Raw genomic sequence first — 22,136 nt, 5'->3', positions numbered from 1 at the left:
CCGGTACGGCCGTACCGTTAACTGTTACAGTATGAACGTATTGCAATGGCTGGGTCGTTGACGGGAGGCTTCGATGACCGCTGCGAGCGCTGAGAACACCGGGATCGCTGAGAGTCCGGCCGGCTCGCCGGGCAACCGGAAGCGGCGGCGTTGGCCCGTGGTGTTCCTGGCCGGCGTGGCGGTGTTGTCGACCAGCGCCGTGGTAGCGCTGCTCGCTGTGAGCGGACCCGGCGTCGGCCACTTCAGGACTCCTGAGGGGCGCGCGAAGTACGTCGCGGCGTATGACGCGGCGCTGGCGACCTTGCCCGAGCCCACCGAGGTTCGCGACGTCTCCACGACGTTCGGCACGGTTCGCGCCTACGTCTGGGTCAACGACGACGCCGCCGACGACGTACCCGTGGTGTTGCTGCCCGGCAGGTCGAGCGGTGTGCCGATGTGGAGCACCAACCTGCCGGACTTCGCCGCCAACCGCACGGTGTACGCGTTGGACGCCATCGGCGACAGCGGCTTGTCGATCCAGACCACCCCGCTGCGTGACATGACCGACAACGTGACATGGGTCGACGAGGCGCTGGCCGGGTTGAAGCTCGGGCGGGTGCATCTGGTGGGTCACTCGCAGGGCGGCGGGCTGGCCGCTGCCGTGGCCGTACGCCATCCCGAGCGACTTGCCAGCCTCACCGTGCTGGATCCGATCATGACGCTGGGGACCATCCCGGCATGGGCGTTCGGATGGACGGCACTGGCGTCGCTGCCCGGCGTACCGAAGTCGTGGCGCGACCATGCCCTGAACAAGATCGGCGGCGTGGAGGACAGCGAGGTGGACCCGAACGATCCGATCGCCCGCATGATCGCGGCCGGGAGTGAGCACTTCGAGTCGGGGAACCTGCCCACACCGAGTCCACTGACCGATGCGGAGTTGCGGGCGTTGCCCATGCCCGCCTATGTCGCGCTGGCGAGCGACAAGTCCCTTGCGGGTAAGGGATCGGCCGAGAAGGCCCGGCTGATTCCGAACGCGCGGGTCAAGGTCTGGCCACGTACGACACACTCGCTGCCCATGCAGGCAGGTGCCGCGCTGGACGCCGAGCTCGAGGAGTTCTGGGCCGCCCACCGATAGGCATCAGACCTTCGCGAACGGCTGGAGCGCACCGGCCAGCGCGCGGGCGAGCTCACGGGCTGTGCTGCCGTCGGGCTCGCCGTGGTCGGGATTGAACTCGGCGAACGTCATACCCGCGAAGCCCGGATGCGTCACGAACTCCGACAGCGCCGCCATCGCCTGGTCCTTCGTCAGCCCACGGTTGTAGAGCGGAACGTCGGCAACCGGCAGGTCGTAGAAATCGATCACACGTCGACGTCGAAGTGCACGACGAATCGACCCGCGCAGAGTGCCTCCAACGCCTGCCGGGCCGCACCACGCGGATCGGCTCGGACGGCATCGGCTGGAAACCGAGGGCTCGGAACCAGACCATCCCGATCCTCCTCAGGATCACCGAACCCGAAGAAACACAGGCGATCCGGGCTCAACATGGGCTGCCGCGGCCCGACGCCCGCGCATCCGACAGCACCTCGACGACCTGACTCACGTTGTGCGGCCACCGACACAGCCGCTCAGCTCTCCGGCTGCCCCCGGCCCGAGGGCGTCAGCGCGCCGCGTTCGGCGGCTCTTCCGAACAGCCTGGTGATCTCCTCGACCGACAGCTCCTTGGTCTCCGGTACGTACGCGGCAACGAACGCGACGGCAGCCAGGCACAGCGCGGCGAAGATCACCATCACCCACGACAAACCGAGCGCCGTCAACAGGATCGGGAACACCAGCACCAGCGCGAAGTTCGCCAGCCAGTCCGACACCGCGCCGAACGCCGCCGCCCGGCCGCGGACCTCGGTCGGGAAGTACTCCCCCTGGATCAGCCAGCCGGTCCCGCCGACGCCGATGGCGAACGCCACGATGAACAGGTCCAGCGCGATCAGCACGACCGCGACCTGGGCCACGCCGGCCAGCGCGCCGTTGCCGAGAGCGCCGACCAGCATGAACAAGCCCATGCCCGCGAAGCCGCCAAGTGCGAGCTTGCGCCGGCCGATCCGGTCGATGAAGCGGAACGCGAAGTAGGTGGCGATGACGTTCACCAGGCTCATCACCGCCGTCACCGCGACCGCCTTGATCGCGGACTCCACCTCTCCCCCACCGCCGAAGAACGGTCCGACGATCTTCGGGCCGTAGTAGAACGGCACGTTGATCCCGGTGATCTGCTGGAACATGAAGAACACGACGACAACAGCGAGCGCGCGCCGTACACCGGCGGTCCACCGGCTGCTCCTGTCACCCGTCTTCGCGGCCGCGGCCGCCGGTTCGCCCGCCGGCGCCGGCGGTGGTGCGGAGGCCTCCAGCCTGCGGGCGCTCGCGTGCACCTGCTCCTCCGACACTTCGATGCCCAGCATCCCGAACGCCTTGCGCGCGTCGTCGTATCTCTCTTGCCGCAGCAGCCAGCGCGGCGACTCCGGCATCCGGGTCCGCAGGACGAGCGCGAACACGGCGGGCACGGCACCGAGGCCGAGGATCAGCCGCCAGTCCAGACCGCTCGCGCGGCCCGGCATCGTCCACAGCACCACGACGGCGACGACGTAGGAGATGAAGATGCCGACCGTGATCATCCACTGCTGGAGCATGCTGAGCGCACCCCTCCGCCGGCGCGGGGCATACTCCGCGATGTACGCGGTCGCGATCGCCGAGTCGGCGCCGATCGCGAGACCGATCAGCGTCCGCGCGATCAACAGCACTTCGACGTTCCAGGCGAACGCGGACAGGATCGCACCCACCGCGTAGATTCCCGCGTCCGCGATCAGCAACGACTTTCGGCCGAACCGGTCGGTCAACGGCCCGGCGAGGAACGCACCGACAGCCGCTCCCAACGACGCACCGGCGACCAGATAGCCGGTCACCAGATCGCTCATCTCGTACGGGACGAAGCTCAACACCGAACCGATGTTCGCGGTGTCGTAGCCGAACAGGAACCCGCCGATGGTCGCGAGCAGCGTCAGCTGCCAGTAGAACCAGGTGGGAATGTGGTCGTCCAGATGCTCGAGAGCGTCTTGCGCAGGGTCGGCCGAGGATGTCATGGCGATACCTCCGTCGCGGCAGTACCCGGGCGGATCCTGGTCAACCAGTCCGTTTCCGGACAGACGACCGGACAGCTGGGAACGGAATGCGGCGGCAGGCGCAGGCGTTGTCGCGACGAGACGATGACCGACAGGAGACCCGATGACGTCTGCGACCGAGATCCCCGCCGAGCTTCGCGACCTGCTGGAGCGGCCGACGTTCGCCGACCTCGCGACCGTACGCGAGGACGGCACCCCACAGGTCAACCCGATGTGGTTCGCGTGGGACGGCGAGTTCATCCGCTTCACGCACACGAACTACCGCCGCAAGTTCCGCAACATCCAGGCGAACCCGGCCGTGGCGATCTCGATCATCGACCCTGACAACCCCTACCGCTACCTCGAGGTACGCGGCGTCGTCGAGCGCATCGACCCCGATCCGACAGGTGCCTTCTTCGTCGAGCTGGCCAAGCGTTACGACGCGCCGAACGGCACGGACGCACCGCCGGACGCGCCCAAGCGCGTTGTCCTGGTGGTCCGGCCGACAGCTGTCAGCGGACACTGAGCTCCAGGCCGCGCCGAACGAGGGCGCGTTGCGCATGCCTGTCTCGGTCCGGGGAACCCAAGGGACGTGGGCGAGCAGGAGCGGCCGAAGCGGCTACGGCGCCGGGACGGCAACGTACGGGCGACGCTGGCGGCTCTGCTGGCGAACGTCGGCGTGGCCATCAGCAAGTTCGTGGCGTTCGCGTTCACCGGCTCCTCCGCCATGCTCGCGGAGGCCGCCCACTCCGTCGCCGACTCGGGCAACCAGGTGCTGCTGCTGATCGGCCGCAAACGGGCGACGCGCGCGCCCAGCACCGAGCACCCGTTCGGCTTCGGCGGCTCGCGCTACCTGTACGCGTTCGTCGTCTCCGTCGTGCTGTTCAGCATCGGGGGTCTGTTCAGCCTCTACGAGTGCTATCGCAAGATCAGCGACCCGCACCCGCTGGAGACGTGGTACTGGGCGATCGGTGTTCTCCTGGTGGCGATCGCGCTCGAGGGCTTCTCGCTGCGTACGGCCGTGTCGGTGTCGCGCCGCGGGCGCGGGAACTCCGGCTGGATCGCGTACGTACGCAAGGCCAAGGCGCCGGAGCTCCTGGTCGTCCTCCTCGAGGACTTCGCCGCACTGGTCGGACTGACGTTCGCCCTGATCGGCGTGACGCTGACCATCCTGACGTCCAACCCGCTCTTCGACGCCCTGGGATCGGGGGCCATCGGCCTGCTGCTCATCTTCGTCGCGGTCGTCCTCGCCCTCGAGATCCAGAGCATGATCATCGGTGAAGCCGCGTCACCTGAGGAGATCGATCGGATCGAACAGGCGCTGTGCGGTGTGCCGGCGATCCAGCAGATCAACGACCTCCGCACCCTCCACCTCGCCCCGGACGAGCTCCTGGTGGTCGCGAAAGTCGCCGTTGCCGACGGTGGCGACGCGAGCGAGGTGCTTCGCACAGTTACGGCGGCCGAGCAGGAAATCCGTGAGAACGCGACGGTCTCGGCCACGGTCTATGTCGTGCCAGAGGCCCCCGCCCGCTGACTCCTCCAGGAGTGAGCCACGCCAATTCCACCACGTCGCCGAGGCCGGAACAAGACTTGTTTTCGCCCGTTCTCCCTGTGCAGACTGACGCCGGTCTGGAAGGGAGCGGAGTGTTGGAAGAGCATCGCCTGGAGTTCACCGCGTCAGAGAATCCGTGGGCTCCGACCAAAGTCGTGGCCGAGATCAACGCCAGCACAGGCAGCGAGCTCGAGTTGGTCGGGCTGGCCGCGCAGGTCGGCGGCGTCAGCAGCGCGGCGTTCGTGCGCTGGCCGGACGGACGCCCCGGTGCCATCACGCGCCCGAACGTCCCACTCGAACTGATGCAGCAGACAGCCGGCGTGCTGTCGCTGATCCGTGCGCGCGGCCTGCCCGTTCCGCGCCACGAACTGGTGTTGCGGCTCTCGGACGGGAAGGTGACCGTCGTACAGGAACGGCTTCCGGGCAACCACCTCACCTACTGCGACGCCGGTGTGGTCGATGAGATGGTGGCGATGAACGAACGGTTCGCCGGCCTGCTCGCCGATCGGCCCGACGTTCCTCCGCCGCCCGCGTTCCCGGCGCTGATGGACGCCGGGAACCCATGGCAACAGACGCTCGGCCGATACAGCGAACGGAGCCGGCGGCTGCTCGGACGGCTACGGGAAATCGACGCCGGGCATCCGTTCGAGATGACCGGCGACGACGTCGTGCACCTCGACTACTCCCTGGGCAACGTCCTCTTCGACGAGCACGGCAAGATCTCCGGCGTCGTCGACTGGAACTACGGCATCGCTCGTGGCGACCGGCACTTCGCTCTGCTCGGCCTGCGTGACCACCTCGTCGACGAGGGTGACCGGTACGAAGAGCGGCAGGCGGCCTTCGACCGGCTCGACGAGATCCTCGACGCCGCGCTGGGCGCGGACCTGCTCTACATCTACCGGGCGCACCGGAGCGCGCAGAGCGTGCACTACTCCATGAGCAACGGCTTCCGAGCCGCGAAGATCGAGCACGACATCGAGGTCGCGGAGTGCCATCTGGACGGAACGACACCGCCACCCCAGATGTGGTAGCGATGCCAGCCGATCACGGCCGGCTCCGGTGGTGGACCCGCTTGTAGGCCCGGTCGTGGTACAGCAGCGGCGCGGCGGCGTCCTGCTGCCCGACCTGCACCGCGCGGCCCACCACCAGGTCGTGGTCGCCGACCGCGATCCGGCGTTCGACGTCGCAACGGATCCAGGTCGGTGTACCGGCGATCAGCGGCTCGCCCGTGGCCAGCCGGCACCACCTCATCGGCGTGGCGAAGCGGTCGATGCCACTGGTGGCGAACGTCCGCGCCACGTCCTGCTGGTCCTCGCCGAGCAGGTGCACGACAACGGTCTCGGAGTCGCGCAGGCTCGGCCAGGTCGACGCCGTGTGCGAGAGCGCGAACGCCACGAGCGGCGGCCGCAACGACAGGCTGATCAACGACGTCGCTGTGAATCCGGCCGGACCGCGACCGCCGTCGCAGGTGATGACGGCGACGCCGGCGGGATGCCGCCGAAGGGCGGACCTGAACTCCTCCGGGTCGAGCTCCGGGCCGGCGTCAACCGGTGAACCGACACTCTGACAGGGCAGCGCACTCATGCGTCTACTCCCTTACGCAGGGCGCCGGAGACGAAGCCGGCTTCGGTTTTCAGCCAGTCGGTGAGCACCGGATCCAGGTCGGCCAGTGCGCTTTCCTCGATCGCGAACGCACGGGTCGGGACACTGGCGCCGAGCTCGACCAGTAGCGGGCGCAGGTGGACGTCCGCTGTCAGCCGGTGGGTCGGCGCGGCCGACACCGTCAACGGAACAGCCGCGATCCCTGCCAGGGCGGGGCCGTTGAACCGGTCGAGGAACGCCTTCAACAGACCGGTGTAGCTCGCCTTGTACACCGGAGTCGCGACGATCAGCACACCTGCGTTCCGGACCGTTTCCAGTGCGGCGTCCACATCCGGCGCGTCGCGCTCGAGCACGGCACCGCCGAAGCCGGCCAGGTCGATCACCGAGACGCCTACCAGCACAGGGCTCACCGACTCGGCCAGGCCGGAGGCCAGCCGCTCGGCGACTTGTTTCGTACGGGAGTTCGGCCGCGGATTCCCCACGATGACGACGATCTGAGCGCCTTCGACAGACATGATCTGGGTCCCTCCCAGGTGGGCAGGCTGAATCACCGCCTGGCCGCGAGAGGGCAGGCGTAGCCACGGCTCGAAGCCGGGTGGATTTGGGCGGCGTCAGAACGCGTCAGCGTGGACAGGCTGCACTGGCAACTCGCCGCAGATCAACATGACGACGGCGTACGAGGACGCGCGCGGTGATCGGCTGGTCCATGGTCGGCGCTTTCGGAAAGGCACTGGGACAGCCTCGAAGCTAGCCCGCGGATCCGGGCCTGTCAATCTCCTACTCACATGGTAGGAAATTCTGGCCAAACCTGGGCCAGGCTCCGCTTGCGGATCGCGCTGAAGATGTGGGTCGCGCCGGCGTCGAAGACAGCGACCGGGCCGTGTGTCGCGACCCCCAGCCGCCGCGACAGCCCTCCGTCTCTTACGTTCCCGGCTCCTCGTTTCCGCGGTTGCCGGCGAGCAGGTCGTCGGCGATCTGCTCCAGGGCCACGCCGCGCGAGGCCTTGACGAGGACGACGTCCTTCGCGGCGGCGTTTCGCAGCAGCCACGCGGTCGCCTCCTCCCGTCCCGGAACGATGACCACCTCACCGATCCGGTCGCCCGCGCCCGCCGCGATGCCCGACGCCGCCTCCCCCACGACCACGAGGACGTCGATGCCGAGGTCGGCCGCGACGGCACCGATGGCGCGGTGCCCGGCCTCGTGCTCGTCGCCGAGCTCGAGCATCTCCCCCAGCACCGCGACGGTACGACGACCGCTCCGCTCGCCGATCGCCGCCAGCGCCTCGACGCCGGCCCGCATCGACTCCGTGTGGGCGTTGTAGGCGTCGTTGACGACGAGCAGCCCGTCGGCCCGCTGGCCCACCTGCATACGCCACGGCGAGGCGGCCTGCGCGTGCCCGAGCGCCTCCGCGACGGCACCGGGCGGCAGTCCCGCGCCGATCGCCAGCGCGGCGGCGGCAGCGGCGTTGGCGGCCTGGTGCGCACCCGACTGCAGCAGCGTGACGGGGTACGCCTCCCCCTCGTACTCCAGGACGAACGAAGGCCGGCCCAGCTCGTCGAGCGTCAGGTCGCGCCACGTCACCGCCCCCGTCTGCCCGAAGCTGATCACCCGCGCCTTGGTACGGGTGGCCATCGCGGCCACCAGCGGGTCGTCGGCGTTGAGCACCGCCACCCCGCCGGCCGGCAACGCCTCGACGATCTCGCCCTTGGCCCGCGCGATCGCTTCCTGGCCGCCGAACTTGCCGAGGTGGGCGCTGCCGACGTTGAGCACCGCGGACAGCCGTGGCCGGGCGATCCCGCACAGGTAGGCGATCTGGCCGGTGTGGCGCGCACCCATCTCGAGGACCGCGAACCGGGTTCCCGCGGTAGCCCGTAGCGCCGTCAGCGGCAGCCCCAGCTCGTTGTTGTGGTTGCCCGCGGCGGACACCACGGCGTCCGTCCCGGCCAGCTCCCTGAGAACTGCGGCAGTGTAGTCCTTGGTGCCCGTCTTGCCCTGCGAGCCGGTCACCGCGAACACAGTGACGGCCAGCTGGTCGAGCACGTGCCGTGCGAGCAGTCCGAGCGAGACCACAGGGTCCGCGACGACGATGGTGGGAGCGCTGGTCGGCCGCGTGCCCAGCACGGCGTGGGCGCCGTCAGCGTACGCGTGGCCGTCGGCGTGCTCCCCTACGATCGCGACGAACAGTCCGCCGGCGATCGGGCTCCGGCTGTCGAGGTACGCCGGCGCGCTGACCACCACATCGGCCGGCCCGTGCACGCGACCGCGTACCACGCCGGCGATCTCGGCAAGCGTCATCGGGATCACGAGCCGCCTCCGCTCAGCAGCCTCGGATCGTGTGAAGGGTCGGGATACATGGGAGGGCAACCGTTCTCGATGGCTTCGGGCCGCAGTTCGTAGTGCCACGGTTCGTTCAGATAGATCTGGCACAGCCCGTACGCGGCACCGTGCTCCGACAGCCACGCCCTGGCAGCGAAGCCGAGATCGATCGCGATCCCGGCAACGTGAGGGGACCTGTCGGGGGTGGCGACCCATCGGGCGGCTTCGGCTTCGGACCCGTACTTCGCGACCGCCTTGCGAAGCAGCTCGTCCTGGTATTCCGGAGAACGCCAGCCACTGTTGACGAAGAAGCCCACCCCGTCGTCCGCGGCATCCATCGCCGCGGCGCGGAGAGCCTGAAGCAGATCAGGGACGAGGTTGGCTACGCCGGGGTGCCTGTCGAACACCGTCACACCGTCAGGAAGGGCACCGTCAGCCTCGGTGGTTCGCGCTGATGCGGTCTGACTCATGCCACCAGTCAACGCAAAGCCGTGTTGCCGGCGCGTATGCGGATTTCGATATGCCGGCGATATGCGCTGGTTCTTAGCATCGATGAGGTGGACAGGCAGCCTGGGTCGAGCGTTCGTCTCAAACTCACCCTCAGCTACGCCGGATTCCTCATGGTCGCAGGGTTTCTGCTGCTCGTCGCCGTCTGGGCGTCACTTCAGTACAACCGGCCCGAGTGGGTCGTCATCACCACCGACGAGACCTACCTGCGCGGCATGCTGCGCTCGTTCGCACCGGCGTCAGCCGCGGTGCTGGCGTTCCTGCTGGCGTTCGGTCTGGCAGGAGGGTGGATCCTCGCCGGCCGCATGCTCGCCCCACTGGCCCGCCTCACCGCCGCAGCCCGGCTGGCCGCCGACGGCTCGCTGTCCCATCGGATCCGGCTGCCCGGCCGAGGCGACGAGTTCCGTGAGCTCGCCGACGCCTTCGACACCATGCTCGCGCGGCTCGAGGCGCACGTCGCAGAACAGCAGCGGTTCGCCGCCAATGCCTCCCACGAGCTACGCACCCCGCTGGCGATCACCCAGACCCTCCTCGACGTCGCCCGCAACGATCCGAACCGCGGCGACAACGAGCTGGACGAACGCCTCCGCGCCGTGAACGCCCGGGCGATCAACCTGACCGAGGCACTGCTCCTGCTCAGCCGCGCCGGCCAGCGGTCGTTCACCACTGAACCCGTCGATCTGTCCCTGATCGCCGAACAGGCCACCGAGATACTCCTCCCGCTCGCCGAGAAACGCGGCCTGGCCGTCGAAACCTCCGGCGACATCACCCCCACCGTCGGCTCGCCCGCGCTCCTGCTGCAGCTGGCCACCAACCTCGTACACAACGCGATCGCGCACAACCTGCCCGAGAACCAGTCCGGACCGGGCACGGTGTGGGTCATCACCAGCGTTCAGGCGGAGGCCGTCGAACTCACCGTGGAGAACACCGGCGAGCTGCTGACGCCGGAACTGGTTTCCACGCTGGTCGAGCCGTTCCAGCGCGGCACCCAACGCACCCGCTCCGACCACGCGGGCGTGGGTCTCGGCCTGGCCATCGTCAGAAGCATCACCCAAGCCCACAACGGATCCCTCACGCTCACGCCTCGCACCACCGGCGGGCTCCGCGTCACCGTGCGACTGCCCGCCGCCCCACCACTGTGAGCACGTGCCGGGCCAGGACGACGTCCGCGTCGGGCGCGCCGGCCGCCGAGGCGTGGGCCGACATCGAAGCGATCCGCCCGGGATCGGTGAGCACCGGGATCAGTGTCGTCTCGATCCAGGGCGGGCCGAGGTAGGCGTTGTCGACGAGCAGCGCTCCTCCGGCCGCGACGACAGGCTCGGCGTTCAGGCGCTGCTCACCTCCGCGCAGCGGCAGCGGAACGTACGCGGCCGGCAGGCCGACGGCCGCCAGCTCGGCGCACGTCATCGCGCCCGAGCGGCAGATCACGAAGTCGGCCGCGGCGTAGGCGTACTCCATCTCGTCGACGTAGGGGACGACGACGTACGGCGGGTCGGCTGGGCCACCGTCCGGCGCCTCGACCACGTGCTGCGGCCCGGTGATGTGCAGCACCTGCACGCCGGCCGTCCGTAACGCCGCGGCCGCGCCGGACACCGCGACGTTGATCGCCCGGGCGCCCTGCGAACCGCCGGTGACCAGCAGGACCGGGCCGTCGGTTCGCAGCCCGAACCGCTGCCGGGCCGCCGCACGCAGCGCCGGCCGGTCGAGCCCGGTGATCGCCGGCCGCAGCGGGATCCCGATCGCGGTGGCGTTGGCCAGCCGGACGCTCGGCGCCGCGGTGAACACGTGCGGCGTCATCCGGGCCGCCAGCCGGTTGGCCACGCCGGGCCGGGCGTTCGCCTCGTGTACGACGATCGGCAAGCCCCGCCTGCGGGCTGCGAGGTAAGCCGGCGTGGCCACGTAGCCGCCGAAACCCACCACGACCTCCGCCCGTACGCGGTCGAGCACCGCCACGGCCGCCTGGACCGACTCGCGCAGCTTGCCCGGTGTCCGCAGCAGGGCAAGGTTGAGCTTGCGCGGCAACGGCACCGGCGGGATGAGCTCGAGCGGGTAGCCGCGAGCCGGGATCAGCGTTGTGTCCAGGCCGCGTACGGTCCCGAGCGCGGTGATCTCGGCCGCGGGCTCCAACCGGCGCAGCGCGTCGGCGAAGTTCATCGTGGGCTCGATGTGCCCGGCCGAATGCCCGCCGGCGACGACGACGCGCGGAGCCGTCACCGGCGGGTGCCGTCGAGATCGCGCAGGAACCGGGACGACCTGCCGGTCTGGCTGACGTAACCGCTGCTCCGGTAGAACCCGTGTGCGTCGTCGCGGCGGTCGGCGCTGGTGACCTCCATGCGTACGCAGCCGCGACTGGCGGCGAACGACTCCGCCGCCGTGACCAGCCGGCTACCGACGCCCTGGCGGCGTGCCTGGTCGGACACGACCAGGGCCACGATCCGGCCCCAGGAGCCGGTCCGTTCGAAGAACGGACTGATGTGAACGGCGACCACGCCGAGCAGGTTTCCGTCGGCGTCGGCCACATAGGCGGCACTGGAGGGGTCGTCGTCCCAGGTCTGGATCCGCGATGCTGTCGTCGCCACCCCGTCCTGCGGATAGCCGAGCTGCTGAAGCAGCTCGTTGACGGCCGCGGCGTCGGCGATGTGCGCCAGTCGTATCTGCATGCCTTCCTCTGTCAACCGGCTCGACCAGGTGACGGGGAAATCGAAGTCATCGTTCATCGCCCGTTCCCGCCAGCGCCAACGCCACCATGCGGTCGATCAGCTTGGTGAGCGGCAGTCCGGCGGCCGCCATCATCCTCGGGTAACGGCTGTAGGACGTCATGCCGGGGAACGTGTTGACCTCGTTGAGGATGACCTGTCCATCCTCCTTGAGGAACATGTCGACCCGGGCGATTCCCTTGCAGCCTAGGGCGCGATAGATCGCCTTCGCCGTCTCCTGGACGAGGGTGCGTGCCTCGGCAGGGATGTCGGCGGGAACGATGAACGTGGCGTTCTCGGAGCCGGTCTCGGGTGCGTCTTCCTGGTGGATCCTGAAGAACCCGTGCGTCAGGGCGACCCGGTCCACCTCGCCCACGGTCAGCTCCAGATCGTTGCCCATGACGGCACATCCGATCTCGCTCCCGACGACGCCCTCCTCGATCAGCACCTTCGTGTCGTACTGCCGCGCGGTCTTGATGGCGTCCGGCAGTTCTTCCCGCTGCGACACCTTGCTGACACCGAACGACGAACCCGAACGGGCCGGCTTCACGAAGACGGGATAGGTGAGGCTGGCCGGATCGACGTCGTCGTCCCCCGTGACGATCCAGAACTTCGGCGTCCCGATTCCCGCGCTGCTGACGACCGTGTAGGCGAGGGACTTGTCCATGCACAATGCGGAGCTCGGGATGTCGCAACCCACGTAAGGGATGCCGGCAAGCTCCAGCAGGCCTTGGATCGCGCCGTCCTCGCCCAGCTTGCCGTGCAGAACGGGCAGCACCACGTCGAGGCGGATCGTCTCGTACTCCCCCTGCTCCAGGACGAGCAGCCCGTGCACGCTTCGGTCCGGCGACAGGACGACCGGACGGGAACTGCCGTTCTCCCAGCCTTCGCCAGGGCCGTCGCAGAGCTTCCACACACCGGCCTGCGTGATGCCGATCCAGAACGGTTCGTACTTCTCGAGATCGAGGCTGCTCGCGATCTCGCGCACGGACTTGAGGGAGATGGGATGTTCCTCGGAAACGCCGCCGAAGATGATTCCGACCTTCAACCTAGCCATGCCGCGTTCTCCATTCGAATTTCAGGCAGTTGATGAGACTGTTCTCAACGGTGTCGCTGAGGGCGTGGTCTGTGTAGTAGGCGGTGTGCGGGCTGATGATCACGTTCGGCAGCTCCTGCAGCCGCAACCAGAGCTTGCTCTCGATCGGCTTGCTCCTGCAGTCGGCGTAGAAGATTCCTTCTTCTCCTTCGAGGACGTCCAGCGCCGCCCCGCCCAACCTGCCGCTTTCCAGCGCCGGAACCAGTGCCGCGGTGTCCAGCAGCGCGCCACGCCCGGTGTTGACGATGACCGCGCCGGGCTTCACCTGCTCGATGCGCCGACGGTTCAGCAGATGGTGTGTGTCCGCGGTGAGTGGCGCGTGCAGCGTGACGATGTCACTCTGCTGCAGCAGTTGGTCCAGCGGAACGTAGTCGACAGCGGCCCTGGGCCGGCTGTCGTAGGCCAGGATCCGGCTCCCGAACGCACGTAGCCGTTCGATGACCGCGATGCCGATCCGCCCGGTCCCGACGACCCCGACGGTCAGGTCGCGCAGCTCCTTGCCGCGTACGTCGTTCAGCCTGTAGTCATGGACGTCCGCGCGCCTGATCATGGCCTTCGCGTGTCGCACCGCCATCAACATCAGCATCAGCGTGTAGTCGGCGACGCTGTCGGGTGAGTAGGCGACGTTCTCGACCGTGATTCCGGCGCTGCTCGCGAACCCGACATCGATGTGGTTGTATCCGATGCTTCGCGTGGACACGTATCTCACGCCGGCTCGGCTGAGCGCCACGAGGGTGGGATTGGTGACCTGGGTCTTGTGGCCGACGCTGATGCATCGGTTCCCGGCCGCCAGGTCGACGTTGCCCTCGGATACCGCCGCCTCGGTGAGGATCAGCACGACGCCGAAGCGAGCAGCCAGCTCTCGAAACAGGACAGCCTCGTCCTGCCCGCATCCATATATCGTGATGCCAGTCGCAGCTGGTTCGCTGTCGGTCATGCACCCCATTGAAGGAGCCGCGGTGTTGCCAGGGCGTATGGCTTTCTCGATATGCCGACGATATGCTACCGGCCGGTAACTCGTTGGCCGTGCCGGCTCCGCTGAGCTCACCGCCTGCGCCGCCTCATGTAGAAGTCGAACGCGCGGTAGGCGAGCGGCCGCAGCGGCAGGTCCCACTCGCCGACGTACCTCACGGCCTGACCACCGGTGCCGACCTTGAACTGGATCAGCCCCACGTGCGGGTCTTCGGCGTCGAGGGTGGGAGTGATGCCGCGCAAGTCATAGACGTCGCAGCCGGCCGCCAGCGAGTCGCGGATCATCGCCCACTGGCAGGCGTTGGAGCCCCGCACCTCACGCTTCTCGGTGGAGGAGGCACCGTAGGAGTACCACGCGTGGGCACCGACGCGAACCATGATGGTGGCGGCGACCAGATCGCCTTGGTGGCGGGCGAAGTAGAGCCTGATCCGCTCGGGATCCTCGGCGCTCATCGCCTCGACCATCGTTTCGAAGTAGCTCAACGGCCGGGGCATGAACCGGTCGCGCTCGGCGGTGTGGACGTAGAGGTCGTGGAACGCCTTCAGATCCTCTTTCCCGGACCCGCCGACCGTGACCTCCACGCCCTCCTTGGCCGCTCTCTTGAGGTTGCGGCGCCAGAGCTGGTTCATGCCCTTCAGCAGATCGTCCTCGGTCCTGCCGGCCAGCGGGAGCTCGTACTTGAACTGCGGCTGCCCGGCGCCGAACCCGTCCTCCGGGCTCTGCGGCAGCCAGCCCGCAGCCCTGAGCTGACTGATCACGCGGGCGCCCACCAGGTCGGACTGCTGGCTCGGCAGCTCGGAGAGCCGCTTGACACCCCGGTCGGCGATGCCCTCCTTGACCTTGGCGGCACTCCAGGTGTCCGTACGCACAGGCGGGCAGAGCCGGATCGCGAACGCGCCGTGTGCCTTGAGATGGGCCGCCAGCGGGTCGAGCCACGCGCCGAGCTCGCCGGTCCAGTCGATGGCCGGGCCCTCGGGCAGGTAGGCCAGCGTGAAGCGCTCGAGCCGCGGCACCGGGCGGTGCAGGACGAGCCCGGCACCGACCAGGTGCCGGCCGTCGTACCAGCCGAGGGACTCGCCGCGCCACTCGGTCTTGACACTGCCCCACGCCGGGGTCTGCAGGAAGCTGACCGATCGCTGCGCACGTACGTACGCCAGGTGCTCGGCGGCGCTGATCGGCTCGACGGTCAGGCTCACGCCCTTAGTCAAGGCGAGGTGGTGTTGCCCGCGCGTATCAGGTTTTCGATATGCCGACGATATGTTCCGAGTGCTCCGGCACCGTCAGGACGGCAGGAACACCGCGGTCGCCTCGTCGGCGAGGACGGCGGAGGCCGGACCGTCCGGATCGGTTTGTGCCAGGTGCAAGAGCCCGAGGATCGCCGCGTAGGCGACCCGGGCGCGAGACGCCGCCCGATCGGGTGGCAGGCCGAGCTCGCGGTAGGTACGAGCCAGTAGGTCCAGCCGTGCCCGGTTGACCTCGCGAACCGCGTCCCTGACCCGAGGGTCGTTGCGCTCGCCGAGCAGGCTCAGGTGCACCGATGGTGCCAGCGGCTGGACGGCCTGCACGACGACGGTGAGCAGCTCGCGCAGCCGCCGTGCCGGATCGGCGATCGCGGCGAACTCGGCGAGCGCTTCGGCGCCGTGGCCTCGCACCCACTCATCGAGCGCCGCCACGATCAGCTCGTCGCGGTTACGGTAGTGCGCGTAGAAGCTGCCCTTGGTCACGCCAAGCGCCCGCGCGAGCGGTTCGACCGCGACCGCGGCCAGTCCGCCGTCCGCGATCGCCTTCAGGGCGGCCCGCGCCCAGTCCTGGGCGGACAGCCTGGTCGAGTCGTTCACCACGGGACGAGGATACGCCACCGTATTGCCGGGCCCACGTGCATAGGATACGGTGGCGTATTAATACGCAGCCGTATCCATACTCCACCGTACGAAGGAGCGACAGGTGGAACCCGCGAGGATTCGCCGAGTGGTCACCGGGCACGACTCCGAGGGCAGGGCCCGCGTGGTCGATGACAGCGAGGTCGAGCCCATCACCTCCGAGCTGATGCCCGGAGCCGCGATCTACCGGCTCTGGGGCCACGACGAGCGACCCACCTTCCCCGACGACGGCTCGCCACCCCGCGCGGAGACGTACTACCCGCCTCGGGACGGGTCGCGTTTCATGGTCAACACTGTCCCGCCCGGCGAGCTGGTGCCGCCTGCGGATCTCGACCTGGCCGCGGCGATGGATGAGCTGGAACGCCGGATGCCGGGCGCCTGGGCCGCCATGGACCCCGAGTCCGACGTGCCGGGAATGCACACCACCGACAGCATCGACTACGTCCTCGTCGTGTCGGGCGAGGCCACCCTCGAGCTCGGCAACGGCGAGCAGACGGTCGTGCGGGCAGGCGATGTGGTCGTCCAGAACGGCACCCGGCACGCCTGGCGCAACCACGGCACCGAGCCCTGCACCATTGTCGGAGTCGCCGTCGGCGCCGACCGCGTCCGGCCGGATGTTCCGAGCCGCTGACGCCTTACACCGGCCCGGCCGGCTCGGTCAGCTGACCTGCGACCACACCTCGTCGACCAGGCCGGCGATCCGGTCCGGCTGGGTGCCGACGTCGCCGATCGGCCCGACGATGTCGACTGTCAGGCCCGGCAGGCTCCGCCTGCAGTCGATCACGTGCGCCGACTCGGGGCCGGGCCGCTGACCTCGCTGCGTGGGATCGTTGACGACCTGGCAGCTGACCTCGCCGAAGCGCCGCTCCTCGTTCTGCGGCCGCGCGAGCTGGGTGACCTTGGGATCCTCGTAGCGGACGAACACCGGGAACGGCGAGGTCGCCCGCACGACGTAGACTGTGAACGCGTTTTCGTACGTGTCGTCGGAGTAGGTCTCGACGGCCGCGGCAGCACCGCCGTACGACGCCGACAGTCGTTTCGCGCTCTCGGCGTTCCAGGTGTTGATTCGCTTCACCGTGTCCTTCGCGTTGGGCTGCTGGTTGAGCTTGGCGTCGGCGAACCTCGTGTAGCTGCCGACCTTGGCCGGCAGAGCGACATCGTCGGAGCTGCCGTCGAGGTCCCCGGCCCGGCCGGCCGTCGCGAGCCAGGCGGCTCCGACGATCAGGCCGCCCAGGACGAGGCCCACCAACCCGGCCAGCAGGCGGCCGCGCCAGCTCTTCCCTGGCGCCGCGACAGGCGCGGTCACGGCGGCGTACGGCGAGGGCTGTGAGGGCGGAGGCGTCGGAGCGGTCATGCCCTGATTGAACACCCTCATGATCACTGACGTCAGGGGTTCGGTGGCGCGGCAGGAAGCTGCACTGTGACGCGGAGGCCGCCGGCGGGACGGGGAGCGAGCGTGAGGGTTCCGTCGTGGGCTTGGGTGATGCTTCTGACGATGGCCAGCCCGAGACCGACACCCGCGTGGTCGGAGCGGATGCGTTGGGTGCCGCGCTGGAACGGCTCGACCAGCGTGGAGACCAGCTGAGGGCTGAGCTTCTGGCCGGTGTTCTCGACGGTGAGCTCCACCGTCTTGGCCTGGAGGCTGGTGGTGACCCACACGGCGCCCTGGTCGGGCTGGTTCTCGGGCAGGTTGTGGACGATCGCGTTGTGTACGAGGTTGGTGGCCAGCTGCAGCAGGAGCGGAGCCGAGCCGATCGTGGGGGTGATGTCGCCGGAGGTCTCGATGGTGATACCGCGTTTCTCCGCCACGGGAAGGAGGGTTTCGCTGGCTTCCTCGGCGATCAGGGACAGGTCGACGGGTTCCGTGGTGAACGACCGCTGGTCGGCGCGGCTGAGCAGGAGCAGTGCCTCGGTGAGGTTGATGGCTCTAGTGTTGACATAGTGCAGGCGGTCGACGAGCTCGCCGGGATCACGGTTGCGGTTGAGGTCGTTGCGGGCCACCTCGAGAAGCGTCTGGGTGATCGCCAGCGGAGTTCGTAGCTCGTGGGAGGCGTTGGCGGCGAACCGCTGCTGTTCTGCGACGTGCGCCTCGAGCCGCGCGAGCATGGTGTCGAAGGCGTCGGCGAGCTCACGGAACTCGTCCTTGCGGCCGGGCAGCCGGATCCGATGGGACAGCGAGCCGTTGGTGGCCATCCGGGTGGCCTCTGTCAGGCGGTTCAGCGGGCCGAGCATGCGACCGGCCAGCAGCCACCCTCCCGCCAGGCCGAACGCCAGCAGGAGCGCCAGCAACACACCCACCCTCGGAGCGAATGCGCGCCAGAGGTCCCACCGGCCCGGGAAGAACTGGCCGCGCATGGTGATCCCCTCCTCGGGTACGCGAGGACCCGGGAGCCTGACCGCATCGGGTGGTACGTAACGCAGCAGGAACACCCACACGACCGCGAGCAGCAGAACGCCTGCGAGCATCAGGAACCCGGCATAGCTGAGGGTGAGCTTGAGGCGAACGCTCAACCCGGGCTGCCTATCCACGGTCTGCACCGTCCCCTCCGGTGTCGATGCGGTAGCCGACGCCTGGCACGGTGGCGATGAGGCCGGGCTCACCGAGCCGTTTCCGCAGGGCCGACACCGTGATCCGCACGGCGTTGGTGAACGGGTCGGCGTTGGCGTCCCACGCCCGTTCGAGGAGCTCTTCGGCGCTGACGACTCCGCCGTCCGCGGCCACCAGGACCTCCAGCACGGCGAACTGCTTGCGGGTCAGCGCGACGTAGCGGCCGTCGCGATAGACCTCACGGCGGAACGGATCCAGCCGCAGGCCCGCGATCTCCCACACCGGCGGCCGGTTGTGACCGCGCCTGCGGTCCAGCGCCCTGAGCCGGAGCACCAGCTCCTTCAGTTCGAACGGCTTGGTCAGATAGTCGTCGGCACCCAGCCCGAACCCCGACGCCTTGTCGTCCAGCCGGTCGGCCGCGGTCAACATCAGGATCGGCATGCCGCTGCCGGACGCCACGATCCGTTCGGCGACCTCATCACCGGACGGACCGGGGATGTCGCGGTCCAGGATGGCGATGTCGTAGGAGTTGACGCTCAACAGCTCCAACGCGGTGTCACCATCACCGGCGATATCGGCCGCGATCGCCTCCAAGCGCAGCCCATCGCGGACAGCCTCAGCGAGGTACAGCTCATCCTCCACGACCAGCACACGCATGCACCCGATGGTACGAGCCAGGACATATCGCAGGCATATCGAAAATCTCCGACCCGCCTGGCACTACACCGTCCGCCGCATCCGGGGCCGGTTGTCCCGGCCCGGACGGGAGTCGTCCAGCTCCTGAGATAATTTCAGAAATCATTGAAATCTCTGAGCCCTCTGAGCTTGACTGCTTCCGTGAGCGACTTGCACGAGTACGTCGAGGAGATCGGGCTCTACTTCGCAGGGGTCGGGCTGCCGCGAATGCCGGGCCGGGTGCTGGGGTGGCTGCTGGTGTGCGACCCGCCGCACCAGTCGGCCGACGAACTCGCCGCGGCGCTGCGGGTCAGCAGCGGTTCGATCAGCATGGCGATGCAGATGCTGACCCGGGCGGGCGCGGTCGAGCGGTACGCGCTGCCCGGCTCGCGTCGCACCTACTACCGCATCCGGCCCGGATTCTGGCTGCGTGAGGCGGAGGAGAAGGCCAAGCAGGCCGCCGAGTGGCGCAAGCTCGCCGATCGCGGCCTGCAGCTGCTCCCCGACGACCCCGACGATCCGGACACGACGCGAGCGCAACGCCTCCGGGAGATGCGTGACATGTACGCGTTCCTCGAGGTCGAGTACGCCCGGATCGACGCCCGGTGGCGAGAGAGGAAGTCTGGGTCATGAGTGCTGTCGGTTCTGTCGTCGCGGTCGACGACCTGACCTTCACCTATCCGAAGTCGGCCGAGCCGGCCGTACGAGGTATGAGTTTCCAGGTCGAGGAGGGTGAGGTCTTCGGCTTCCTCGGCCCGAGCGGAGCCGGAAAGTCCACCACACAGAAGATCCTGATCGGCCTGCTCGCCGGGCATGGCGGCAGGGTCGATGTGTGGGGCAAGCCACCGGCAGCCTGGAAGTCGGAGTACTACCGGCGCATCGGCGTCTCCTTCGAGCTGCCCAACCACTACCAGAAGCTGACCGGCCTGGAGAACCTGGAGTTCTTCGCCTCCCTGTATCCGGGCAGGTATCCCGGCGAGCAGGAGGATCCGATGGCCCTGCTGGAACGCGTCGGACTCGCGGACGCCGCGAACCTGCGCGTCAGCAAGTACTCCAAGGGCATGCAGATGCGGCTGGTGTTCGTCCGAGCCCTGCTGCACAAGCCACGCCTGCTGTTCCTGGACGAGCCGACGTCCGGCATGGACCCGGCCAACGCCCGCATCATCAAGGACATGATCCGCGAGCTGCGGGACGACGGTCGAACGGTGTTCCTCACCACCCACGACATGGCCACCGCAGACCAGCTCTGCGACCGCGTCGCGTTCGTGGTCGACGGCCGGATCGCCGCGCTCGACTCTCCGGAGGAGCACAAGGTCCGCCGCAGCCGGCGTACGGTCCGGGTCAGCTACCGCGCGCCGGGCCTCGAAGGGAACCACGAGCCTGGGGACCTCCGGTACAAGGACTTCCCGATCGACGGGCTCGCCGACGATGCCGCGTTCACCGGCCTGGTACGCGGCGGGCAGGTGCAGACCGTGCACAGCCAGGAGGCCAGCCTGGAAGACGTGTTCATCGACCTCACCGGACGGACCCTGCGATGAACACGGGGATGAGCACGCCGGCGACCGCGAGCCCTCTGCGCGCCGTCGTCAGGCTGGACCTGCGGCTGCAGTGGCGGTACGGCTTCTTCTACGCCACGGCGTTCTCGATCGTGCTGTGGGAGGTGATCGTCGCGCTGATCCCCGGGCAGCTGAAGCTCGCGGCCATGCCGTACGTCGTCTTCGGCGACTCGGTGCTGATCGGGTTCTTCTTCATCGCGGGCGCGGTGTTCTTCGAGAAGGGCGAACGTACGCTGTTCGCGTTGCTGTCCACGCCTGTGCGGTTCCGGCACTACCTCACCGGCAAGCTCGCCACGCTGAGCCTGCTCAGCCTGGTCGCGGCCGGTGTGGTGAGCGGCACCGGAGCAGGCCCTGACATAGGCACGGCCGGCAACGCCGCAACGCTGTTCGTCGCCGTGGTCCTGTGCACCCTGCTGTTCCTGCTGAGCGGGCTGATCACCGCCGCACCGTTCCCGTCGATGACGGACTGGCTGATGCCCTCCACGCTCGTGATCGCCGCGCTGAACGTCCCGCTGCTGGCGTACGCCGGGATCTGGGAGCACCCGGCGTTCTATCTGCTGCCGACTCAGGGATCCTTGCTGCTGCTGGGGTCCGCGTTCGGCCAGCGGGAGCTGGAGGCCTGGCAGGTGGCCTACGCACTGGGCTACCAGTTGCTGTGGATCGCAGGGCTGTGCCTGCTCGCCCGCAAGGTCTTCGACCGCTACATCGTGGCCAGGGAAGGTGCCGAATGAGCACGTTCAACCCGGTGTTCAACGCCGTCGGCGCGTTCGGGCGCAACGACCTGAGGAGCATCCGCCGCGACACGATCCTGGTCGGGGTCGGGTTCGGACCGTTCATCTACGCCCTGGCCATGTGGTTCCTGCCACCACTGACCCGGATGCTCGACGAGCGGTACGCCTTCGACCTCACGCCGTACCACCACCTGATCGTGAGCGCGTTCGTCATCATCGGACCCATCGCCGTGCTGGGTGCCCTGGCCGGACTGATGCTGCTGGACGACAAGGACCAGCACACGCTGGCCGCCCTCCGCGTCGCGCCCGTCCCGCCGCTGACGTACCCGCTCTACCGCGCCGTCATGATCACCGCGGTCACCACCGTCTCGATCACAGCCGCGCTCGCCCTCACCCGGCAAGTACCCGCCGCGCTCGTGCTGAAGTCCATACCGATCGCACTGGTCTGCGGCACCGGCGCCGCCGTGGTCGGGCTGCTCATGCCCGCGGTCGCCGGCAACAAGGTCGAGGGCCTGGCCGTCATGCGCGCGATCGGCATGCTGCTGTTCGGCCTGCCACTCGTCCCGTGGTGGCTCGACTCCCCCGTCCAGCTGCTGTTCGGCCTGCTGCCGACCTACTGGCCCGCCAAGGCCTACTGGCTGGCCGCCGCCGGCGCGACGTACTGGCCGTACATCCTTGGCGGGCTGGCCTACAACTCCCTGCTGACCTTCGTCCTGCTTCGCCGGCTGACCAGGCCGTCCACCTAGACGATCTATTCCAGGGGGTCGCCGGTCAAGCGCGCGGCGCATGGCGCCGCGCTGGCAAGGCGGAGGAGGAGCCAGGAGGGGCCTCCGGCGATCGACGACAACGCAGCCGGCGTGGATGCCAGGCGTCGC

Annotated in this window: 26 protein-coding genes; 10 read left to right on the top strand and 16 right to left on the bottom strand. The window is 68.7% G+C overall.

Annotation, left to right across the window (positions count from 1 at the left end):
* The first annotated feature begins 73 nt into the window (after positions 1–73).
* Positions 74–1,114 carry an alpha/beta fold hydrolase gene (locus ACYVF6_RS38995; RefSeq protein ID WP_460529374.1) on the top strand — a complete coding sequence of 347 codons (1,041 nt, stop codon included), beginning with the start codon at positions 74–76 and terminating at the stop codon, positions 1,112–1,114.
* Positions 1,115–1,117: 3 nt separating this feature from the next.
* Here the strand turns inward: ACYVF6_RS38995 and ACYVF6_RS38990 are convergent, their stop codons facing one another.
* The gene (locus tag ACYVF6_RS38990) at positions 1,118–1,342 is read right to left on the bottom strand and encodes an arginase family protein (RefSeq protein WP_460529371.1); all 225 of its coding nucleotides are present in this window, start codon (positions 1,340–1,342) and stop codon (positions 1,118–1,120) included.
* 263 nt (positions 1,343–1,605) lie between these two features.
* Positions 1,606–3,111, bottom strand: a complete 1,506-nt coding sequence (locus tag ACYVF6_RS38985) for an MFS transporter (protein ID WP_460529368.1) — start codon at positions 3,109–3,111, stop codon at positions 1,606–1,608.
* Positions 3,112–3,253: 142 nt separating this feature from the next.
* On the opposite strand from ACYVF6_RS38985, the gene ACYVF6_RS38980 reads away from it, so the two are divergent.
* From ACYVF6_RS38980 to ACYVF6_RS38970, 3 genes are all read left to right on the top strand, one after another.
* Positions 3,254–3,655: a PPOX class F420-dependent oxidoreductase gene (locus ACYVF6_RS38980; protein WP_460529365.1), complete on the top strand. Its 402-nt coding sequence runs from the start codon at positions 3,254–3,256 to the stop codon at positions 3,653–3,655.
* 66 nt (positions 3,656–3,721) lie between these two features.
* Complete coding sequence (locus ACYVF6_RS38975) at positions 3,722–4,663, top strand: cation diffusion facilitator family transporter (protein WP_460529362.1); 942 nt, start codon at positions 3,722–3,724, stop codon at positions 4,661–4,663.
* A gap of 113 nt (positions 4,664–4,776) precedes the next feature.
* The gene (locus ACYVF6_RS38970; protein ID WP_460529359.1) at positions 4,777–5,712 is read left to right on the top strand and encodes an aminoglycoside phosphotransferase family protein; all 936 of its coding nucleotides are present in this window, start codon (positions 4,777–4,779) and stop codon (positions 5,710–5,712) included.
* A 13-nt stretch (positions 5,713–5,725) separates the two neighbouring features.
* On the opposite strand, the gene ACYVF6_RS38965 is transcribed toward ACYVF6_RS38970, so the two are convergent.
* The 5 genes from ACYVF6_RS38965 to ACYVF6_RS38945 all read right to left on the bottom strand — a co-directional run bounded on the left by ACYVF6_RS38965 (position 5,726) and on the right by ACYVF6_RS38945 (position 9,069).
* Positions 5,726–6,265, bottom strand: coding sequence for a flavin reductase family protein (locus ACYVF6_RS38965; protein ID WP_460529356.1), 540 nt, complete (start codon positions 6,263–6,265; stop codon positions 5,726–5,728).
* A complete protein-coding gene (locus ACYVF6_RS38960) occupies positions 6,262–6,798 on the bottom strand; it encodes an NADPH-dependent FMN reductase (RefSeq protein WP_460529353.1) in 537 nt (178 codons plus the stop codon). Before ACYVF6_RS38960 ends, ACYVF6_RS38965 begins: the two co-directional genes overlap by 4 nt.
* A 106-nt stretch (positions 6,799–6,904) precedes the next feature.
* Positions 6,905–6,991, bottom strand: a complete 87-nt coding sequence (locus tag ACYVF6_RS38955; protein ID WP_460530506.1) for a putative leader peptide — start codon at positions 6,989–6,991, stop codon at positions 6,905–6,907.
* A 213-nt stretch (positions 6,992–7,204) separates the two neighbouring features.
* Positions 7,205–8,578 (bottom strand): UDP-N-acetylmuramoyl-tripeptide--D-alanyl-D-alanine ligase, encoded by a 1,374-nt coding sequence (locus tag ACYVF6_RS38950; protein WP_460530502.1) that lies wholly within the window; start codon positions 8,576–8,578, stop codon positions 7,205–7,207.
* Between the two features lie 5 nt (positions 8,579–8,583).
* Entirely contained in the window at positions 8,584–9,069 is a 486-nt protein-coding gene (locus ACYVF6_RS38945) for a M15 family metallopeptidase (RefSeq protein WP_460529350.1), read from the bottom strand.
* 87 nt (positions 9,070–9,156) lie between these two features.
* Between ACYVF6_RS38945 and ACYVF6_RS38940 the strand changes: the two genes are divergently transcribed.
* Positions 9,157–10,248 (top strand): sensor histidine kinase, encoded by a 1,092-nt coding sequence (locus ACYVF6_RS38940; protein ID WP_460529347.1) that lies wholly within the window; start codon positions 9,157–9,159, stop codon positions 10,246–10,248.
* Here the strand turns inward: ACYVF6_RS38940 and ACYVF6_RS38935 are convergent.
* The 6 genes from ACYVF6_RS38935 to ACYVF6_RS38910 form a co-directional block, all read right to left on the bottom strand.
* A complete protein-coding gene (locus ACYVF6_RS38935) occupies positions 10,214–11,320 on the bottom strand; it encodes a UDP-N-acetylglucosamine--N-acetylmuramyl-(pentapeptide) pyrophosphoryl-undecaprenol N-acetylglucosamine transferase (protein WP_460529344.1) in 1,107 nt (368 codons plus the stop codon). The two genes, ACYVF6_RS38940 and ACYVF6_RS38935, sit on opposite strands and share 35 nt — an antisense overlap.
* A complete protein-coding gene (locus tag ACYVF6_RS38930) occupies positions 11,317–11,823 on the bottom strand; it encodes a GNAT family N-acetyltransferase (protein WP_460529341.1) in 507 nt (168 codons plus the stop codon). The genes ACYVF6_RS38935 and ACYVF6_RS38930 overlap by 4 nt, the downstream gene beginning before the upstream one ends.
* Positions 11,813–12,859 (bottom strand): D-alanine--D-alanine ligase family protein, encoded by a 1,047-nt coding sequence (gene vanA / locus ACYVF6_RS38925; RefSeq protein WP_460529338.1) that lies wholly within the window; start codon positions 12,857–12,859, stop codon positions 11,813–11,815. The genes ACYVF6_RS38930 and vanA overlap by 11 nt, the downstream gene beginning before the upstream one ends.
* The gene (locus tag ACYVF6_RS38920; RefSeq protein WP_460529335.1) at positions 12,852–13,835 is read right to left on the bottom strand and encodes a D-isomer specific 2-hydroxyacid dehydrogenase family protein; all 984 of its coding nucleotides are present in this window, start codon (positions 13,833–13,835) and stop codon (positions 12,852–12,854) included. The genes vanA and ACYVF6_RS38920 overlap by 8 nt, the downstream gene beginning before the upstream one ends.
* A gap of 107 nt (positions 13,836–13,942) precedes the next feature.
* Positions 13,943–15,067: a lipid II:glycine glycyltransferase FemX gene (locus ACYVF6_RS38915; RefSeq protein WP_460529332.1), complete on the bottom strand. Its 1,125-nt coding sequence runs from the start codon at positions 15,065–15,067 to the stop codon at positions 13,943–13,945.
* 84 nt (positions 15,068–15,151) lie between these two features.
* Positions 15,152–15,712 (bottom strand): TetR/AcrR family transcriptional regulator, encoded by a 561-nt coding sequence (locus ACYVF6_RS38910; protein WP_460529329.1) that lies wholly within the window; start codon positions 15,710–15,712, stop codon positions 15,152–15,154.
* A 103-nt stretch (positions 15,713–15,815) separates the two neighbouring features.
* Between ACYVF6_RS38910 and ACYVF6_RS38905 the strand changes: the two genes are divergently transcribed.
* Positions 15,816–16,382 (top strand): cupin domain-containing protein, encoded by a 567-nt coding sequence (locus tag ACYVF6_RS38905; protein ID WP_460529326.1) that lies wholly within the window; start codon positions 15,816–15,818, stop codon positions 16,380–16,382.
* Between the two features lie 27 nt (positions 16,383–16,409).
* Here ACYVF6_RS38905 and ACYVF6_RS38900 read toward each other — a convergent pair whose 3' ends face one another.
* Genes ACYVF6_RS38900 through ACYVF6_RS38890 form a run of 3 tightly spaced genes read right to left on the bottom strand, consistent with a single transcriptional unit; the run spans position 16,410 to position 18,956 of the window.
* Positions 16,410–17,105 (bottom strand): hypothetical protein, encoded by a 696-nt coding sequence (locus ACYVF6_RS38900; protein ID WP_460529323.1) that lies wholly within the window; start codon positions 17,103–17,105, stop codon positions 16,410–16,412.
* A 32-nt stretch (positions 17,106–17,137) separates the two neighbouring features.
* Entirely contained in the window at positions 17,138–18,280 is a 1,143-nt protein-coding gene (locus ACYVF6_RS38895) for a sensor histidine kinase (protein WP_460529320.1), read from the bottom strand.
* On the bottom strand, positions 18,273–18,956 hold the full coding sequence (locus ACYVF6_RS38890; RefSeq protein ID WP_460529317.1) for a response regulator transcription factor: 684 nt from the start codon (positions 18,954–18,956) through the stop codon (positions 18,273–18,275). The genes ACYVF6_RS38895 and ACYVF6_RS38890 overlap by 8 nt, the downstream gene beginning before the upstream one ends.
* Before the next feature lie 180 nt (positions 18,957–19,136).
* Here ACYVF6_RS38890 and ACYVF6_RS38885 point away from each other — a divergent pair, with 180 nt between their 5' ends.
* From ACYVF6_RS38885 to ACYVF6_RS38870, 4 genes are read left to right on the top strand one after another with little or no spacing between them, the layout of a single operon-like run.
* On the top strand, positions 19,137–19,607 hold the full coding sequence (locus ACYVF6_RS38885) for a GbsR/MarR family transcriptional regulator (protein WP_460529314.1): 471 nt from the start codon (positions 19,137–19,139) through the stop codon (positions 19,605–19,607).
* On the top strand, positions 19,604–20,512 hold the full coding sequence (locus tag ACYVF6_RS38880) for an ABC transporter ATP-binding protein (protein ID WP_460529312.1): 909 nt from the start codon (positions 19,604–19,606) through the stop codon (positions 20,510–20,512). The genes ACYVF6_RS38885 and ACYVF6_RS38880 overlap by 4 nt, the downstream gene beginning before the upstream one ends.
* Positions 20,509–21,261, top strand: a complete 753-nt coding sequence (locus ACYVF6_RS38875; protein ID WP_460529309.1) for an ABC transporter permease family protein — start codon at positions 20,509–20,511, stop codon at positions 21,259–21,261. The genes ACYVF6_RS38880 and ACYVF6_RS38875 overlap by 4 nt, the downstream gene beginning before the upstream one ends.
* The gene (locus tag ACYVF6_RS38870) at positions 21,258–22,007 is read left to right on the top strand and encodes a hypothetical protein (protein ID WP_460529306.1); all 750 of its coding nucleotides are present in this window, start codon (positions 21,258–21,260) and stop codon (positions 22,005–22,007) included. Before ACYVF6_RS38875 ends, ACYVF6_RS38870 begins: the two co-directional genes overlap by 4 nt.
* Positions 22,008–22,136 lie beyond the last annotated feature (129 nt).

The sequence above is a fragment of the Flindersiella endophytica genome (assembly GCF_054779015.1).
Note: the sequence above shows the minus strand (reverse complement) of the source record. Positions and strands in the feature narration are given on the sequence as shown.

What these genes read in the sequence shown, in the direction of transcription:
- ACYVF6_RS38890 (WP_460529317.1), bottom strand. Translation starts at nt 18,956, where the DNA reads ATGCGTGTGCTGGTCGTGGAGGATGAGCTGTACCTCGCTGAGGCTGTC.
- vanA (WP_460529338.1), bottom strand. Translation starts at nt 12,859, where the DNA reads ATGGCTAGGTTGAAGGTCGGAATCATCTTCGGCGGCGTTTCCGAGGAA.
- ACYVF6_RS38870 (WP_460529306.1), top strand. Translation starts at nt 21,258, where the DNA reads ATGAGCACGTTCAACCCGGTGTTCAACGCCGTCGGCGCGTTCGGGCGC.
- ACYVF6_RS38965 (WP_460529356.1), bottom strand. Translation starts at nt 6,265, where the DNA reads ATGAGTGCGCTGCCCTGTCAGAGTGTCGGTTCACCGGTTGACGCCGGC.
- ACYVF6_RS38950 (WP_460530502.1), bottom strand. Translation starts at nt 8,578, where the DNA reads ATGACGCTTGCCGAGATCGCCGGCGTGGTACGCGGTCGCGTGCACGGG.
- ACYVF6_RS38880 (WP_460529312.1), top strand. Translation starts at nt 19,604, where the DNA reads ATGAGTGCTGTCGGTTCTGTCGTCGCGGTCGACGACCTGACCTTCACC.
- ACYVF6_RS38960 (WP_460529353.1), bottom strand. Translation starts at nt 6,798, where the DNA reads ATGTCTGTCGAAGGCGCTCAGATCGTCGTCATCGTGGGGAATCCGCGG.
- ACYVF6_RS38945 (WP_460529350.1), bottom strand. Translation starts at nt 9,069, where the DNA reads ATGAGTCAGACCGCATCAGCGCGAACCACCGAGGCTGACGGTGCCCTT.
- ACYVF6_RS38900 (WP_460529323.1), bottom strand. Translation starts at nt 17,105, where the DNA reads ATGACCGCTCCGACGCCTCCGCCCTCACAGCCCTCGCCGTACGCCGCC.
- ACYVF6_RS38920 (WP_460529335.1), bottom strand. Translation starts at nt 13,835, where the DNA reads ATGACCGACAGCGAACCAGCTGCGACTGGCATCACGATATATGGATGC.
- ACYVF6_RS38955 (WP_460530506.1), bottom strand. Translation starts at nt 6,991, where the DNA reads ATGGACCAGCCGATCACCGCGCGCGTCCTCGTACGCCGTCGTCATGTT.
- ACYVF6_RS38930 (WP_460529341.1), bottom strand. Translation starts at nt 11,823, where the DNA reads ATGAACGATGACTTCGATTTCCCCGTCACCTGGTCGAGCCGGTTGACA.
- ACYVF6_RS38980 (WP_460529365.1), top strand. Translation starts at nt 3,254, where the DNA reads ATGACGTCTGCGACCGAGATCCCCGCCGAGCTTCGCGACCTGCTGGAG.
- ACYVF6_RS38985 (WP_460529368.1), bottom strand. Translation starts at nt 3,111, where the DNA reads ATGACATCCTCGGCCGACCCTGCGCAAGACGCTCTCGAGCATCTGGAC.
- ACYVF6_RS38995 (WP_460529374.1), top strand. Translation starts at nt 74, where the DNA reads ATGACCGCTGCGAGCGCTGAGAACACCGGGATCGCTGAGAGTCCGGCC.
- ACYVF6_RS38875 (WP_460529309.1), top strand. Translation starts at nt 20,509, where the DNA reads ATGAACACGGGGATGAGCACGCCGGCGACCGCGAGCCCTCTGCGCGCC.